At 72.7% G+C, this 16,833-nt stretch carries 12 protein-coding genes; 7 read left to right on the forward strand and 5 right to left on the reverse strand.

All coding sequences use genetic code 11. The features are described from left to right. Positions 1-25 precede the first annotated feature (25 nt). Genes DK412_RS31175 through DK412_RS24125 form a run of 4 tightly spaced genes read left to right on the forward strand, consistent with a single transcriptional unit; the run spans position 26 to position 3,899 of the window. Positions 26-1,000, forward strand: a complete 975-nt coding sequence (locus DK412_RS31175) for a sulfate ABC transporter substrate-binding protein (protein ID WP_245571978.1) — start codon at positions 26-28, stop codon at positions 998-1,000. Next, entirely contained in the window at positions 997-1,866 is an 870-nt protein-coding gene (gene cysT, locus DK412_RS24115; protein WP_109974033.1) for a sulfate ABC transporter permease subunit CysT, read from the forward strand. Before DK412_RS31175 ends, cysT begins: the two co-directional genes overlap by 4 nt. After that, positions 1,859-2,755 (forward strand): sulfate ABC transporter permease subunit CysW, encoded by an 897-nt coding sequence (gene cysW, locus DK412_RS24120; RefSeq protein ID WP_109974034.1) that lies wholly within the window; start codon positions 1,859-1,861, stop codon positions 2,753-2,755. Before cysT ends, cysW begins: the two co-directional genes overlap by 8 nt. Position 2,756: 1 nt before the next feature. Continuing rightward, complete coding sequence (locus DK412_RS24125; protein ID WP_109974035.1) at positions 2,757-3,899, forward strand: sulfate/molybdate ABC transporter ATP-binding protein; 1,143 nt, start codon at positions 2,757-2,759, stop codon at positions 3,897-3,899. Between the two features lie 140 nt (positions 3,900-4,039). Here DK412_RS24125 and DK412_RS24130 read toward each other — a convergent pair whose 3' ends face one another. After that, on the reverse strand, positions 4,040-4,777 hold the full coding sequence (locus DK412_RS24130; RefSeq protein WP_348629345.1) for a GntR family transcriptional regulator: 738 nt from the start codon (positions 4,775-4,777) through the stop codon (positions 4,040-4,042). 134 nt (positions 4,778-4,911) lie between these two features. Between DK412_RS24130 and DK412_RS24135 the strand changes: the two genes are divergently transcribed. From DK412_RS24135 to DK412_RS24145, 3 genes are all read left to right on the forward strand, one after another. After that, positions 4,912-5,964: a TRAP transporter substrate-binding protein gene (locus DK412_RS24135; RefSeq protein ID WP_245447221.1), complete on the forward strand. Its 1,053-nt coding sequence runs from the start codon at positions 4,912-4,914 to the stop codon at positions 5,962-5,964. A gap of 242 nt (positions 5,965-6,206) precedes the next feature. Then, on the forward strand, positions 6,207-7,769 hold the full coding sequence (locus tag DK412_RS24140) for an AMP-binding protein (protein WP_109974038.1): 1,563 nt from the start codon (positions 6,207-6,209) through the stop codon (positions 7,767-7,769). A 384-nt stretch (positions 7,770-8,153) separates the two neighbouring features. Then, positions 8,154-9,884: a thiamine pyrophosphate-binding protein gene (locus DK412_RS24145; protein ID WP_109974039.1), complete on the forward strand. Its 1,731-nt coding sequence runs from the start codon at positions 8,154-8,156 to the stop codon at positions 9,882-9,884. Here DK412_RS24145 and bcsN read toward each other — a convergent pair. The 4 genes from bcsN to DK412_RS24165 are packed head-to-tail and all read right to left on the reverse strand — an operon-like array spanning position 9,835 to position 16,641. Next, on the reverse strand, positions 9,835-10,968 hold the full coding sequence (bcsN, locus tag DK412_RS24150; protein WP_245447223.1) for a cellulose biosynthesis protein BcsN: 1,134 nt from the start codon (positions 10,966-10,968) through the stop codon (positions 9,835-9,837). The genes DK412_RS24145 and bcsN overlap by 50 nt on opposite strands. After that, positions 10,965-12,914, reverse strand: coding sequence for a hypothetical protein (locus DK412_RS24155; protein WP_109974040.1), 1,950 nt, complete (start codon positions 12,912-12,914; stop codon positions 10,965-10,967). Before DK412_RS24155 ends, bcsN begins: the two co-directional genes overlap by 4 nt. Next, entirely contained in the window at positions 12,899-14,143 is a 1,245-nt protein-coding gene (locus tag DK412_RS24160; RefSeq protein WP_245447225.1) for a glycosyl hydrolase family 8, read from the reverse strand. The genes DK412_RS24155 and DK412_RS24160 overlap by 16 nt, the downstream gene beginning before the upstream one ends. Next, complete coding sequence (locus DK412_RS24165) at positions 14,140-16,641, reverse strand: cellulose biosynthesis cyclic di-GMP-binding regulatory protein BcsB (protein WP_109974041.1); 2,502 nt, start codon at positions 16,639-16,641, stop codon at positions 14,140-14,142. The genes DK412_RS24160 and DK412_RS24165 overlap by 4 nt, the downstream gene beginning before the upstream one ends. Between the last annotated feature and the right edge of the window lie 192 nt (positions 16,642-16,833).

Raw genomic sequence — 16,833 nt, forward strand, 5'->3', positions numbered from 1 at the left:
GGTGATCGTCGCCGGGGCCTCGCTCCTGGCGCTCGCCGGTTCGCCGGCCCCGGTGAAGGCGCAACAGCTCCTGAACGTCTCCTACGACCCGACCCGGGAGCTGTACCGGGCGATCGACGCGGCCTTCGCCAAGGAGTGGAAGGCCAAGACCGGAGAGACCGTGACGGTGCGCGCCTCGCATGGCGGCTCCGGCGCCCAGGCCCGCTCGGTGATCGACGGGCTGCCGGCCGACGTGGTGACGCTGGCGCTCGCCAGCGACATCGACGCCATCGCCGCCCGCTCGAAGAAGCTGCCGGCCGACTGGCAGAAGCGGCTGCCGAACAACTCGACGCCCTACACCTCGACCATCGTGTTCCTGGTCCGCAAGGGCAACCCGAAGGGCGTGAAGGACTGGGACGACCTGGTGAAGCCGGGGATCCAGGTCATCACCCCGAACCCCAAGACCTCGGGCGGCGCGCGCTGGAACTACCTCGGCGCCTACGCCTACGCGCTCGCGAAGAATGGCAACGACGAGGCCAAGGCGAAGGACTTTATCACCGCCCTGTTCAAGAACGTGCCGGTGCTCGACACCGGCGCGCGCGGCGCCACCACCACCTTCGTGCAGCGGGGCCTCGGCGACGTGCTGATCGCCTGGGAGAACGAGGCGTTCCTCGCCGACGAGGAGTTCGGCAAGGGCAAGTTCGACATCGTCGTGCCCTCGCTCTCGATCCTGGCCGAGCCGCCGGTGGCGCTCGTCGATGCCAATGTCGACCAGAAGGGCACCCGCCGCCAAGCCGAGGCCTACCTGCAGTTCCTCTACACCCCGGAGGCGCAAGCCATCATCGCCAAGAACTTCTACCGCCCGCGCGACGAGTCCGCGGCGGCCAAGGAGGACCTGGCGCGCTTCCCGAAGCTGAAGCTCGTCACCATCGACGACACCTTCGGCGGCTGGGCCAAGGCGCAAAAAACCCATTTCGACGATGGCGGCGTGTTCGACGCCATCCTGAAAGCCCGCCAATGAGCGGCGCCGCGGCCCTGCCCGCGGGGCGGGCCGCACCCCGCTTCCGCCGCCCGAGCGCGCTGCCGGGCTTCCGCCTGACCTTCGGGATCACGCTCACCTACCTGACCCTGCTGGTGCTGCTGCCGCTGGCGGTGCTGCTCCTGCGCGCCGCCAGCGTCGGCCCGGCGGGCCTGTGGGCGCTGGTCACCGATTCCCGCAACCTCGCGGCGCTCAAGACCTCGTTCGGCCTGTCGCTCGCGGCGGCCGCGATCGACGCGGTGTTCGGGCTCCTGATCGCCTGGGTGCTGACCCGCTACCGCTTCCCCGGTCGGCGGATCATCGACGCACTGGTCGACCTGCCCTTCGCGCTGCCGACGGCGGTGGCGGGCATCGCGCTGGCCAGCCTCTACGCCCCGAACGGCTGGCTCGGGGAGCCCTTGATGGCTCTGGGCGTCAAGGTCGCCTATACGCCGCTCGGCATCCTGGTGGCGCTGGTCTTCGTCGGCCTGCCGTTCTGCGTCCGCACGGTGCAGCCGCTGGTGGCCGAGATCGACAAGTCGAGCGAGGAGGCCGCCGCGATCCTCGGCGCCTCGCGCTTCCGGGCCGTCGTCACGGTGATCCTGCCGCCGCTGATCCCGGCGATGCTCACCGGCTTCGCGCTCGCCTTCGCCCGCGCCGTCGGCGAGTACGGCTCGGTGATCTTCGTCGCCGGCAACCTGCCCTACGTGTCGGAGATCGCCCCGCTCCTGATCGTGATCAAGCTCGAGGAGTTCAACTACGCAGGCGCCACGGCGATCGCCGCCGTGATGCTGCTGATGTCGTTCACCGCGCTCCTCGCCATCAACCTCGTCCAGGACTTCAGCCGCCGCAGGTTCGGGCATGTCTGAGACCACCGTTCCGTCGATCCGCCCGTCGAACGATCCTACCGCGCGCGGCCCGCACGCGGCACTGACCGAGCCGCGCCCGGTCCGCCTCGCCCTGACCCTGGTGGCGGTCGCCTTCCTGGCCCTGTTCCTGCTGCTGCCGCTGGCAGTCGTGTTCGTCGAGGCGCTGGGCAAGGGCGTGGGCGCCTACTTCGCCACCTTCGCCGAGCCGGACGCGCTGGCGGCGATCCGCCTGACCCTGCTCGTCGCGGTGATCGCGGTGCCGCTCAACGTGGCGTTCGGCCTGTGTGCCTCCTGGGCCATCGCCAAGTTCGATTTCCGTGGCCGTAACCTGCTCATCACCCTCATCGACCTGCCGTTCTCGGTCTCGCCGGTGGTGGCGGGGCTGATCTACGTACTGATCTTCGGGGCGCAGGGGCTGCTCGGGCCGTTCCTGCAGCGCCACGGCATCGAGATCATCTTCGCGGTGCCGGGCATCGTGCTGGCCACCGTGTTCGTCACCTTCCCGTTCGTGGCCCGCGAGCTGATCCCCTTGATGCAGGATCAGGGCACCACCGACGAGGAAGCCGCGTTGACCCTCGGGGCCAGCCCCTGGCGGGTGTTCCGGACCGTGACTTTGCCCAACGTGCGCTGGGCTCTGCTCTACGGCGTGCTGCTCTGCAACGCCCGGGCGATGGGCGAGTTCGGCGCCGTGTCGGTCGTGTCGGGTCGCATCCGGGGGCTCACCAACACCATGCCGCTGCACGTCGAGATCCTGTACAACGAGTACAACTACGTGGCGGCGTTCGGGATCGCCTCGCTGTTGGCGCTCCTGGCGCTCGTCACCCTGGCGGGCAAGACTTTCCTCGAATGGCGCCACGCGGATGCGCTGGCCGGACGCGGAGCCCACTGAGATGACGGCAGGATTCGCTCCCAGCACCCTGTCCCTGCGCCGCGACGCGCAGGCCCAGGCCCGCCCGGTCGAGGCCGCTTCGCCCGAGCGCCTGCGCCACGCCGGCACCTCCGTGCGCGTCGACGGCATCGTCAAGCGCTACGGCGGCGGCGGTCCGGCGGCGCTCGAGGGCGTTAGCCTTGCGATCGAGCCGGGCGAGCTGCTCGCGCTGCTCGGCCCCTCGGGCTCGGGCAAGACGACGCTCTTGCGCGTCATCGCCGGGCTCGAGATCCCCGACGGTGGTCGGGTGTTCTTCGGCTCGCAGGACACCACCGAGATCGCCGTGCAGCGCCGCGGCGTCGGCTTCGTGTTCCAGCACTACGCCCTGTTTCGCCACCTGACGGTGTTCGAGAACATCGCCTACGGCCTGCGCTCGCGCCCCCGGGCCCACCGGCCGAAGGAGGACGAGATCCGCCGCCGGGTCGAGCGCCTGCTGGAGCTGGTGCAGCTGCCCGACCTCGCGAAGCGCTATCCGGGCCAGCTCTCGGGCGGCCAGCGCCAGCGCGTCGCGCTCGCCCGCGCGCTGGCCGTCGAGCCCTCGGTGCTGCTCCTCGACGAGCCGTTCGGGGCGCTCGACGCCCAGGTGCGCAAGGACCTGCGGCGCTGGCTGCGCGAGATCCACCGCGAGACCGGCCAGACCACGATCTTCGTCACTCACGACCAGGACGAGGCGCTGGAGCTCGCCGACCGGATCGCGATCCTCAACCGGGGCCGCATCGAGCAGGTCGGCGCGCCGCACGAGGTCCAGGACCATCCGGCTTCGCGCTTCGTGATGTCCTTCGTCGGCGAGACCGCGCGCCTGGCGGCCGAGGTCTCTGGTGGCGAGGTCCGGGTCGCCGGCCGTCCGGTGATCGCGGCGGAGCCCGGCTGGCCGCAGGGGCCGGTCGATCTCTGCCTGCGGCCCTGGGACCTCACGGTCGGGCAGGGGGCCGGCACGCTGCCCGGCACCGTGCGCGAGTGGCGCCGCACCGGGCGGGGCACCGTGGCGGAGATCCTCCTGGATGGCGCCGAAGCGCCGGTCGAGGTGAAGGTGACGGAGGTCTACGAGCCGGGGGACCGGGTGGCGCTCGCGGTCGGCGCGGCGCGGGTGTTCGCGCGGGGGTGAGTGAGGGAGAGCGACCTTCGCTCTTGCTCGACGGTCCTTCCACCCTCCGGGTCGTCCCGGGGCTCGGCGTAGCCGAGAACCCGGGATGACATCGAGGGTTTCACGACGGTCGGTGTCCAGAACCGCGAAGCGCTCCGCGCCTACCGCCGCACCCGCCGGCCCCGCGCCTCCTCGGCCACCGCATCCTCCTGCGCCCGCAGCCGATCGACGAACACCGTCGCCGCCCGGGCGATGTGCTGGCGTGCCAGCCGGTCGGCGGTGTCGCCGTCGCCGGCCGCGATCGCGTCGAGGATCGCCGCGTGCTCGTCCCAGATCCGGCGCGGCATCGTCTCGTCCTCGCGCAACACCTCGCCCATGATCCGCTGCAGGTGGTTGAAGTGCGGCGCCGCGGTCTCGACGATGATCGGGTTCTCGGCGATCTCGCCGAGGAAGCGGTGGAAGGCGATGTCGGCGGCGATCAGCTCCGCGACCGATCCGGTCTCCGCCGCCGCGCGCCCCGCCGTGACCAGCGGCGGCCCCTCGGCGCGGGCGCGCGCCGGGTTGCGCTCGGCGGCGAGCCGGCTCGTCAGCCCTTCGAGCACGCCGCGGACCTCGTAGAGGTTCCGCACGAACGAGGCTTCCAGCGGCGCCACCACCAGCCCGCGGCGCGGCGCGTCGCGCACGATGCCGTGGTTGCGTAGGAGCAGCAGCGCCTGCTGCACCGGCTGGCGCGAGACGCCGTAGGCATCGGCGAGCTCGTCCTGGATCAGCCGCGTGTTCGGCGCCAGCCGGCCCGCCGTGATCTCGCTGAAGATCGCTCCATAGACCTGCTCGACGAGCCGGTGGCGCGCCGGGCCGCTCGTGTCGGTCTCGCCGACCATGGCCGGATCCCCTCTCACGCAAAAACACTCCTCCGACGTGTTGCGCAAACCGGGCGCCCATGCAATATCGAATTCGAAATTCGAATTCTGAATTCAATAATCGACACGGCCGGAAAGGCCGACGGGTTCGGAATTCCTGAGGGAGAAACGCCATGACTCGCCCCTGGATGGCTCGCCCCCGCCCGGCGGATCTTCACCGCCGGCACCTGTTGGCCACGGGCCTCGGGGCCGCCGCGGCGTTCGCCGCCGGTTTCCCGCGGCCGGCGCTGGCACAGGGCTGGAAGCTCGCCTTCAAGCTCGGCACCGACCTGCCGGTGCCGCATCCGGTCAACGTGCGCCTCAAGGAGGCGATCGCGGCGATCGGCGAGGAGACCGACGGCGCGGTCGAGATCAGCCTGTTCCCGTCGAACCAGTTGGGGAGCGACTCGGACATGCTGTCCCAGATCCGCTCCGGCGCGCTCGAACTCGCGACCTTCCCGGGCACCGTGGTCTCGACGCTGGTGCCGGCAACCTCGCTCACCGGCATCGGCTTCGCCTTCACGAGCTACGACAAGGTCTGGGCCGCGATGGACGGCGAGGTCGGCGGCTATATCCGCAAGTCGATCGAGAAGGCGAACCTCGTCCCGTTCGAGACGACTTGGGACAACGGCTTCCGGCAGATCACCACCAGCACCAAGCCGATCCGCACGCCCGACGACCTCAAGAACTTCAAGATCCGCGTGCCGGTGGTGCCGCTCTGGGTCTCGATGTTCTCGGCCCTCGGCGCCGCGCCGGTCAGCATCCCGTTGAGCGAGGCCTATTCGGCGCTCCAGACCCGGATCGCCGACGGGCAGGAGAACCCGCTGGCGCTGATCAACTTCGCCAAGTTCTACGAGGTGCAGAAATACTGCTCGCTCACCAACCATGCCTGGGACGGCTTCTGGATGATGGCGAGCGGCCGGGTCTGGCGCGGCGTGCCGGCGGACGTGAAGGCGATCATGGAGAAGCACCTCAACGCCGCGGCGTTGAAGGAGCGCGACGACATCGCCCAGGCCAACCGCGACACCCAGAAGGAGTTGGAGGGCAGGGGGCTTGTGTTCAACGCCACCGACCCGGCGGCCTTCCAGTCCGCGCTCAAGGCGACGAAGTTCTACGGCCAGTGGCGCGAGAAGTTCGGGCCGGAGGCCTGGGCGCTGGTGCAGAAATATGCCGGGGATATCGGCTGAGGTGTCAGCCTTTCCGGCCCATCCGGCGAGCTCTCGCCCCTCCCACTCGCGACTTCATCCTGAGGTGTCAGTCGATCGGCGATCGATTGACCTCGAAGGAGGGCTCCAGAAGTCTCCGAGATCCCTGGAGGCCTCCTTCGAGGCTGCTGCAAGCAGCAGCACCTCAGGATGAGGTCGTCGGGGGGCCGTACGACGATCGACGAACCCATCTCGCGCAGAAAGACCAGACGAGGACCACCACGATGAGGGATGTGCTCACGCCCGGGCAGATGCTCGCCGTCCAGGCGCGCCTGCAGCCCGACCGGATCGGCGCGCGCGACCTCGAGCGCGAGATGACGTTCCGGCAGTGGAATGCCCGCGCCTGCCGCCTGGGGAATGCCCTGCTCGGCCTCGGCCTGCGGAAGGGCGACCGGGTGGCGGTGCTGGCCTACAATTGCGTCGAGTGGCTGGAGCTGTATCCGGCCATGGCGAAGGCCGGCCTCGTCGCGGTGCCGATCAACTTCCGCCTCGTCGGCCCCGAGGTGCGCTACATCCTGGAGGATGCCGAGGTCTCCGCCCTGATCCTGCAGGACGAACTCGCCGGCACGATCGAGGAGATCCGCGCCGACCTGCCGGTGCCTGAGTCGCGGGTGGTGTGGTTCGGCGCGGCCCCGTGCCCGGCGGGCTTCTCGTCCTACGAGGACCTGATCGACCGGGCCAGCGAGGACGAGCCCGGCACGGCGGTCGACCCGGCCGATCCGTGGATGCTGATGTATACGTCGGGCACCACCGGCAAGCCGAAGGGCGCGATCCGCTCGCATCGCGGCGCCGCCATGCTGTCGATGATCACCGACATCGAACTCGGCGTCCACCGGCGCGATTCGGCGCTCTTGGTCATGCCGCTCTGCCACGCCAACTCGCTCTACTTCTTCGGCGCGTTCAGCTATTGCGGCGGCGTCACCAGCGTCTACTCTCGCAAGACCTTCGATCCCGAGCATTGCGTGCGGGCGCTGGCCGAGGGCGGCGCCAGCTTCACCTCCCTGGTGCCGACGCATTACGCGATGATGCTGTCCCTGAGCCAGCAGGTGCGGGAGCGCTACGACCTCACCCGCATCACCCGCCTGATGATCTCCTCGGCCCCGGCCCGGCCCGACACCAAGCGGGCGGTGATGGAGTTCTTCCCGAATTCCGGCCTCTACGAACTCTACGGCGCCACCGAGGTCGGCTGGGCGACGATGCTGCACCCGCCCGAGCAGTTCAGCAAGCTCGGCTCGGTCGGCCGCGAATGCGTCGGCTCGGCCCCGATCAAGCTGCTCGACGAATCCGGCAACGAGGTGCCGGACGGCCAGGCCGGCGAGCTGTATTGCAGTAATCCCTACCTGTTCGACGGCTACTGGAAGCAGCCGGAGAAGACGAAGGAGGCCTTCCGCGGCGCGTACTGCACCGTCGGCGACATGGCCCGGCGCGACGCGGACGGGTTCATCCACCTCGTCGACCGCAAGAGCAACATGATCATCTCGGGCGGCGAGAACATCTACCCGTCCGAGGTCGAGGCCCTGCTCGGCGGCCATCCGGCGGTGCACGACGTCGCCGTGGTGGGCCTTCCCGACGAGACCTGGGGCGAGCGCGTCCACGCGGTGGTCGTGCTGCGCGACGGCGCCAGCGCCACCGAGGCCGAGATCCTCGGCTGGTGCAAGGATCGCCTCGCCGGCTTCAAGCGCCCGCGCACGATCTCGTTCATGGAGGACGTCGCAATGCCCCGGACCGCGACGGGGAAGAACCTGCATCGCAAGCTGAAGGAACGGCTGGTGCGGGGGGAGGGGTAGGGTGCCGATGTCCTCTACCCCCACGACACACCACAGCACGGCAGGTTGCGCGGTGTGGAAGCGACGGCTGCCGCAAGGGACCCCTCCCCCCTCTGCGGGGGAGGGTGGCGAGCGTAAGCGAGCCGGGAGAGGGGACACCGCCTCCGGAGAAGGCGTGCGCTTCATGAGGGGCGCCACCTGGAACAGCGTCGCGCTGCCCCTCTCCCGCCCGGCTCAGCCGGGCACCCTCCCCCGCAGAGGGGGGAGGGGAAGGGCGCTCTATCCTGGTGGGGCAGCGGATCCGGGCATCGTGATCTGCGACGATGCCTGTCTCGCCCGGGATGCATTCCGAGGCGAGCACGACGCGCCGATGGCGCGAGCAACGACACAACGGGAGGAAAACCCATGAGCCAGACCGTCCAGGACCTCAACGCCGACGCGCAATCCTGCGCCGCCTGGATCGCCCAGTTCCTGAAGGCGCGGGGCGTCGACCGGGTGTTCGGGCTCCAGGGCGGCCACATCCAGCCGATCTGGGACCATTGCGCCCGCCTCGGCATCCGCATCGTCGACGTGCGCGACGAGGGCGCCGCCGTCCACATGGCCCACGCCCATGCCGAGCTGACCGGCGAGCTCGGGGTCTGCATGGCGACCGCCGGGCCCGGCGTCACCAACTGCGTCACCGGCATCGCCAACGCCTCGCTCGCCCGCGTGCCGGTGCTGCTGATCGGCGGCTGCACCTCGCGGCCGCAAGCCAATCTCGGCCCGCTCCAGGACATCCCGCACGTCGACATCCTGCGGCCGGTCACCCGCCAGTCGCGCACCGCCCGCGTCGCCGACCAGGTCATCCGCGAGCTCGACGAGGCTTTGGCCCGCGCCATGGGCGATCTCGGCGAGCCCGGCCCCGTCTACCTCGAGATTCCGACCGACGTGCTGCGCGCCCACGTGCCACCGCAACTGGTGCTCGACGACTGGATGCGGCCGAAGGCGCCGCGCGTGCTGCCGCCCGATCCGGCCGGCATCGCCGCCGCCGTCGAGGTGCTGTGGAGTGCGCGTCGCCCGCTGGTGGTGAGCGGCCGCGGCGCGAAGACCGCCGGACCCGAGCTGGTCCGGCTCCTCGATGCGTTGGGCGCGGTCTATCTCGACACCCAGGAGAGCCGCGGCCTCGTGCCGGCCGACCATCCGGCGACCGTGGGCGCGATGCGCGCCGCCGCGATGACCGAGGCCGACGTCGTCCTGGTGGTCGGCCGCAAGCTCGACTACCAGCTCGGCTACGGCTCGCCGGCGGTGTTTCCGAACGCCCGCTTCGTGCGCATCGCCGACACCGCCGGCGAGCTCGTCGACAACCGCCGCGGCGAGCCGGAGCTGCTCGCCAGCCCGGCGCTCGCCCTCGCGGCGATCGTCGATGCCGCCGGCAACCGCGCGCCCGCCCTCGATCGTGCCTGGGCGGAGGGCTTGCGGGCACGCCACGTCAAGCGCTCGACCGGCGCGACGGTACCTCAGACGGGGGAGGACGGCCGCGTCCACCCGGCGGCGATCTTCGACGCGATCCGGCAGGTCGCAGCGCCCGACTACATCGCCGTGGCCGATGGCGGCGACCTCTTGAGCTTCGCCCGGGTCGGCCTGGAGGCGCGGACCTACATGGATGCCGGCGCCTTCGGCTGCCTCGGCATCGGGGTGCCCTACGCCACGGCCGCGTCGCTCGCCTATCCCGACCGGCAGGTGATCTGCGTCACCGGCGATGGGGCCTTCGGCATCAACGCGATGGAGATCGACACCGCGGTCCGCCACGGCGCCAAGCCTGTCGTCATCGTGTCGAACAACGCCGCCTGGAACATCGAGCGCTACGACCAGGAGTTCAATTACGGCGGCCGGGTCGTCGGCACGCGGCTCGCCGATTCCGACTACGCGGCGATGGCCCGGGCGCTCGGCGCCCATGGCGAGCGGGTCGAGCGGCCGGAGGATCTGGCGGCGGCGATCGAGCGGGCGCTGGCCAACGCGCCGGCGCTCATCGACGTCACCACCTCGCAGGTCGCGGTGTCGTCGGACGCCCGCAAGGGCTTGGGCTTCGTGCCCGACTACCAGCCGCTCACCGCCTGGGACGATGCCGAGCGGCGGCGGCGAGGGGAGGCCGTGTGAGGCGCCGCGCCCGGACGCGGATCGCAACCCGCGCCTCAGCGCCCCGGGGCGCGTTCCGGCGGCGGGCGGTAGGCCTCGGGCGGCAGGTCGCGCGAGAGGGTCTCGCCGGCGCCGCGGCCCGGAGCGGGGCTCGGCGTCGGGGTGGCGCCCGGGGGCTCGGCGGGCTGGGGACCGTCGGTGATGTAGCGCTGCGACCCGCTGCGGGGGGCGGCCTCGGGAGCCGCCGGGGCCTCGGGAGTCCGGGACTCGGGAGCCCGTGGCGCGAGGTAGCGGCGTCCGCCCTCGGCCGGCGGGGGGACCGGGACGGTCGGGCGGGGCGGGACGGGCTCCGCCGGCGGCGGCGGCTGCTGCGGCTGCGGCTGCGGCTGCGGCCGCGCCGGCGGGGGCGCCGGACGGGCCTCCTGCTCCGGCGCGGGCTCCGCCGGGGCGGGGCGGGGCGCCGGCTTCGCCACCCGGCGGCGGGGGCCGGGCGCGGCGCGGCGGGCGCCCGGACCGCGCCGTCGCCCGGCAGCGCGATCGTCAGGTGCCGGATTGCCGCCACCAGGTCGTCGAGGCTCGCCTGCGCGGTGCGGCAGAGCCGGATCCGCAGCGACAGGGCGCGGCGCGGCACGGACGGATCGGTGGTGCCGAAGATCCCGTCGCGGGATGCGACCTGCGCGTCGCGCCGCGGCCGCTCGAACCATTGCCAGGCGTAGAGGCAATCGGTGCCGAGCGCCAGGCCGATCGGGCCGTAGGCGTTGCGGGGCGGTACCGCCTGGATCCGCATCGGCTCGCCGGGAAAGCGCACGGCGATCTCGCCGGCGATGCCGAACTCGCTCGGCTTGGCGAGGCGCGGCGGGAAGGCGAGGAGCAGGTCGCCGGTCTCGTTGCGAAGCGCGATCTCGGCGTGGTTGCGCCCGTCGCCACCCTCGTAGCGGATGCGCTGGTCGAAGCCGTCGCGGTGGCGCGTCTCGATGACCGCGGCGACCCGGCCGGCGCCCGGCAGCCGCAGGGCCGGGGCGGGCTGCGCCGGGGCGGGGCCCGCCCCCGCGAGGAGCGCGAGGACAGCGGCAAAGACGGGAACGAGGCAGAGGCGGGCGCTCACGGATAACCCTTCTCGGCGGGGACCGCGCGTTCCGAGGTGGTGCGGGCCGGCACCGAGAACCGGACGCTCTCCGGCGCGGCGGAGCGGGTGCGCTCGCCCTGCTGGTCCTGCCACAGCGTCCCGGGCGGGGGCCCGGTCAGGCCCTCCGGCTTGTCGAGGCCGTTATAGCCCGGCAGGAGCGTGTAGCCGTAGCGCTCGTACGGCATCGCCCCGGCGCCCGGCACCCGGCGGGCGACGAGCGGCGGCGCCGGCACCGCCGGCTCGCGGGCGTAAGCCCCCGCTTGCACCTGGCCGGTCCCGGACGCGGGATAGCGCAGGGGATTGTCGAGGGGCACCGCCAGGGGGAACTCGCCGCGCTGGACCGCCGGCGGCACCGCCTCGGTCCGGCCCCCGGCGCCCGGGGCGTCCGGCCGCGGCACCCGGCCGTAGGAGGCCTGCGGTTCGGGCCGCACGGCGTTCGCCGCCGCGGGCGCGGCCCGGCCGCCGGTGGAGGCGGTCGCCCCCTGCACGGCGCAGGGCAGCGGGGGACCGCCCTGGCTCTCGCGGAACAGGAGGTCGACCACCTTCGGAAACAGGCCGTCGTAGCGGTTGACCACCTCCAGGTACGGCCGCTGGCGCCGCAGGCGCTGGAGCGTCAGGGCGTAGCCGAACACCGTGCTCTCGCTCGGCATCCAGGCCACCGCGCGCTGGAACCACTCGAGGGCGGCGTCGAACTGGCACGAGTTGTAGGCGTACCAGGCCAGCCCCTGCGCGCCCTCGCCGGAGGCGGTGGCGTTGACGACGCGGGCGTAGCGCTCGATCCGGGCCGGCTCGATGTAGGGCGGGCTCGCCAGCGTCAGCTTGCGCTCCAGGAGGTCGATGAACAGGAGCTCGTTGCCGACGAAGCGGTCGCGCCAGGCGTACGCCACCTCCTCGGCCTCGCGCATCATGTTGAGCTCGCGCAGGGTGTGGGCGAGGCCGTGCGCCACCATGGCGTCGCCGCCGCGCGCGATCGCCAGCTTGAACCATTCCAGCGCCTCGCGGAACTGGCGCCTTTTGTAGGCGTACCAGCCCAGGAGCCCGGTCTGGCTCGGCTCGGCGGTCTTGCGGGCATAGGCCTGGAAGGCGGTGAGGTCGGGCAGGGTCGGGGTCTGTGCCGGCTCGTCGTGCAGGAAGGCGGCGATCCGCGCCCGGGTGATGTCGAGGCGGATCGGCTCGAACTCGGAGGCCCCGGAGGGGTCCTGGCGCCCCATCGCGATCAGGCGCTCGGCCTGCTCCATCTTGATGTGCGCCATCGCCTTCTGGATCGTGGCGAGGCGAGCGCCGGTATCGGCGTTGCCGTCCAGCACCGACTTGTAGAGGTTGAACGCGTCCTCGCTCGCCCCCGTGGCGGCGAGGTCGTCGGCGATGGTCCAGATGCTCTCGACGTCGGCCGGATCGAGGGCGCTCGGATCGGCGCGGTAGAGCGCGACGACCTCCTCCGGGTTCTTGCCCGCCGCCGCCGCGATGCTGGAGCGGAACTCCGCCCGGCGCAGCTTGCGCCCGAGCTCCTCCGAGGGCTGCCAGGACGGTTCGACCGAGCGGCGCGCGGTGATCGCGGCGCGCAGGTCCTGCAGGCGGCCGGCGGTGAACAGGTCCCAGAGCGGCGCCTCCTCGGGGGGGCTCGGCTGCAGGCTGTCGAGGTCCGGCGGCTCGGTCCAACCCGGATAGAGCCGCTTCAGGCGGGCGATCTCCGCCCGCATCCGGGTGGTCTGCTTCTGCGAGGCGTAGTAGCGCAGCGCGCTCTCGTCGACCATGCCGGGGGTGCGGGAGGTCTCGGGGTCGACCATGATGGCGGGCGCGCGCACGCCGTCGCCGTAGACGACCCGCGGCGAAGCGCTCTCGGGCGCCTGGGCGAGGGCGGGGCTCGCGGCGAGAAGCAGGACCGCCGCGGCGAGGGGGAGGGTGCGGCTCACGACTTGAGGCATGACGGGGTGCGCATCCGGGCCGCGACCAGGGCGAGGAGGTGGAGCGTCGTCGGGTAGTAGTTCTGCCCGTCCTGCACGCTGCGCAAGGAGTCCGGGAAGGGGGTGCCGTCCTGCGCGCAGGCGACGAGGGCGGGGAGCGCGGTGTAGCCCGGCTCGGTCAGCCACTCGACCGGGCGACCGTCGCGGGTGTCGACGATCGGCAGGCGCTCGCGGTCGATCCCGCCCCACAGGGTCCGGAACGGCGCGTAATCTTCCGGCCGGCCGACGCCCGCCCAGGCGAGGTAGAGCGGGATCCGGATGGCGTTGTAGGAGAACAGCGGCGGGAAGCCGTCGGCGGGGCGAAGCGCCTCGTCCTTGGCGGAGATCCACTCGGTCGGCAGGCCGCTCGGGCCGAAGCGCGAGCGGCGCAGCACCTCGACGCCGCTGCGGATCACCGCGGCCCAGTCGTATTCGGGCGCGACGATGCCGAGGCGCTGGAAGGCCGGGAAGACCCAGTAGGACAGGTTGACGAGCGGCCCGTCGGCCCGGTCGCGGGCGGCGAACCCTGCGACCGCCGGCAGCAGCAAGGGCCCGGGGCTTGCGCGGAACAGGATCGTCTTGCGGCCGAATTCGACGGCGAGGCGCCGCGCCGCGGTGCGGTAGGACGGCTCGCCCCAGGCCTCCGCCGCCTCGGTCAGGGCCCAGGCGACCAGGATGTCGCCGTCGGTGGCGTTGTTCATGTCGGAGACCGCCGGGCGGTGGTCCGGCGCCCAGCGCCAGGCCAGCAGCTCGTCGGAGCGCACCAGCAGGTTGGCGCGGGTCCAGCCCCAGATCCGCTCGAAGGCCGGCCGGTCGCCCGCCGCGACCGCGAGGAGCATGCCGTAGCCCTGGCCCTCGCTGTGGCTGATCAAGCCGTTGGCGGTGTCGACGATCCGGCCCTTCTCGGTCACGAACCGGGCCCGGTAGGCGCGCCAGCCGGGATCGTCCCCGAGGCTGCCGGCGAGCGCGAGCCCGGCGGCCCGGCCCGGCATCTCGCCCGGATTGGCGGAGGGCAGGCTCGGCACGGCGGTGGCGGGGGGCACGGGGGTCGGTTCCTGTCCTTGTGCGACCTGTCCCTGCACGGCTTGACCCTGGGTGCCGTCGGGCGCTTGAGCCGGGAGCGGAGCCTGCGGCGCTTGTGCCCATCCGGGCATCGCCGAGAGGAGCAGCGACGCGGCGCAGGCGAGGGCGGGGAGGGTCCGGCGGCTCATCGGTTCCTCCGGCCGAGCTGGCGCACCAGGCTCGTGGTGGCGAGGCCGAGGCAGAGCGCCATGACCAGCGTCATCACCACGTAGGCGCCGGGATTGAGGGAGAGCCAGGCGGCGGAGACGAGCCGCAGGTTCGCGAGACCCCGCGCCTGCGTCTCGATCAGCCCGACGCGCTTGGGCTGCACGGTGGTGAGGCTGCCGTCCGAGGCGTCGAGGAAGGCGGCCTGGCCCGACAGGGTGGTCCACACCACCGGATCGACGAGGCAGGAAACCGAGGCCCTGAGGATCGAGGCGTTCGGGGCGGTCACCAGCACGGTGCCGTCCCTGAGCCGCCCGCCGGCCCCTTGGGCGATGATCAGCGAGGCGCGGGGATTGAGCGGCACCGCCTCCGGCGCCGGCCCGCCGGCGAGGCGGAGCGCGAGGTCGCGGGTCTCCGCCGCCCGCTGGACCAGCCCGGTCCAGGCATTGGCGAGCACCGCCGGGATGATGGTGAGGCCGCGCGCCGACTCGTCCCAGCGCGCGACCAGATCCGCCTCGCTGTCAGCGGGCGCATCAGTCGGATCAGGCGCGGGCGCCTGCGGGGCGGCCTGCACGGAGGCTTGCTGCGCGGAGGCTTGCTGCGCGGAGACTTGCTGCGCGGAGACTTGCTGCGCGGAGACTTGGATCGGTTGCGCGGAGGCCGTGCGCAGGGGCGTCGTGAGGGCCGGCAGGGCGCAGCGCATCGGCAGGTTGCGGCGCAGGCGGTCGAGGGTGACGACGCCCTCGGCCCCGAACGGGCCGGGGGTGGCGACGGTCTCGGCCCGGCCCTCCCAGATTCCCCGGACCTGCGCCGGATCGAGCCCGACCGCCTCGAGGGTGGCGGGGGTCAGCGCGCGGACCGGGGCGACGATCAGGTGGGCGCCGCCCCCCGCCTCGCGCTCGTCGCTGCCGATCTCGAAATCGATCACCCGGTTTGCCGCGATGGCGAGGCGCGCCGCCAGGGTCGCGGCGGCCGAGGCCGAGTCGCGGTCGGGGGTGGGCAGGACGAGGCGCGGACGCGGAGCAGCGGCCGGGAGATTCGGCGCCAGGAACGGCACCGCGCCGGCCTTGACGGCGGCGAGGTCGGGGCTGCGCACCGCGCGGGCGAGCGCCGGGATGTCGATCCGGGTGCGGTCGAGGAACAGGAAGCGGGCGCGCCGGGCGCCCGGCGCCAGGGTATCGCAGGTCCGGTCGGCGGCGGTGGGAAGCTGGGCGCTGATCTCGACCCGGTTCAGCCCCGGCCGCCACAGGCTCAGGGGCAGCGGGATCGCGCTGTCGGTGAAGACCTCGCCGCGGCTGTAGGGCAGGGGCACGCTGGCGGCGTTGCGTCCGTTGATGTCGACGACGATCCGGGCGCTCGGCTCCAGGCCGGCGGCGTAGCCGCCGGCGAGGTGCAGGATCACCTTGCCGTAATCGGCCGGGACGAAATCGGCCGGGAAGCGCACCGCGAAGCCGACCCGCAGCAGCCGGCCGTTGAACTCGCGGCTCGCGACCCCGAGCTGCTCCAGGGTCAGGCTCTCGCCGCCCTCGACCGGAATGCCCCGGGTCAGCTCGGCGAGCCGCGTCCCCGGCGGCGTTCCGGACTCGTCGCCCGAGGCGGCGAGCGTCGCGATCGCCTGGCGCACGTCCGCCGCGCTCACCCCGGTGACGACGAGGACCGGGGCGCGGCTGCCGCGCGGCGCCAGCACGGCGACCCGCGGGCCGGCGATGGGACCGAGCTCCTCCAGCCCGTCCGTCCCGCGGAGCTCCGCGGCGGTGCCGACCGCGAGGGTGAGGCCGGCGCGGCCGGAGAGGGCGGGGCCGAAGCTCACCGCCGGCCTTGCGAGCCGCCCGACCAGGGCGACCGCCTGCACGGCGCCGATCATCCGCTCCAATCGCTCCGGGCTCGGCCGCTCGGCGAGCAGCACGCCGATCGGCAGCGCCCCGCTCTCGTCGGGCTCGAGCGCCGCCAGGGTCTTGAGGTCGAGGTCGGAGGCTTGGGCCACGACGAGGCCGGAGCGCGACGGATCGATCTGGGTCCACAGCTCGTAGGTGGCCTCGGTCGAGCAATCGACCCGGTGGCGCTGGCTCGCCGCGAGGGTCACCGCATTGTAGCCGGGCTTGAGCACGCCCTCGGGGAGGGGAAACTCGACCACCTTGACGGCGCCGGGGGCCTGGATCCGCGTCCATCCGACCCGGGTCCCGTTGACGCTGCCCGACAATTCGGAGGATTCCGGCGCCACCGAGATCGCCGAGAGGTAGGAGACGCGCAGCTTCGCCGGACCGCGGGCCTGCGCCTCGGTCACGTGGACGGGGAATTGCAGCGACGCTTCCTCGCCGGCGAGGCGGTAGCCGCCCGTGCCGGCGGGAAACCGCCGCGCCGCCTCGACCGCCGCCACGACCGCCACGCCGCGGCGGGCGGGGTTGGGCTCGGGGGGTTGAGCCTGCGGCGCTTGTCCCTGTGCTCCCGGCCCTCCCTGCGGCCGCGGGGTTGCGGGGCGCATGGGCTCGCCGGTGGGCGGCAAGGTCAGGCGCTCGGTCGGGCCGGTGCCGAGGAAGCTCTGGGCGCGGGTGGGGGTGGCGAGGAGGCAGGCGAGCAGGAGGAAAGCCGCGGTCCGACGCGTGCGCTTCTCCTTCGCTGTCGGCCTCGCACAAGCCCAAGGGCGATCGAGCTCGTGACAGGACCGTCCAGGAGA

The organism is Methylobacterium sp. 17Sr1-1 (assembly GCF_003173775.1).
Classification (GTDB): Bacteria; Pseudomonadota; Alphaproteobacteria; order Rhizobiales; family Beijerinckiaceae; genus Methylobacterium.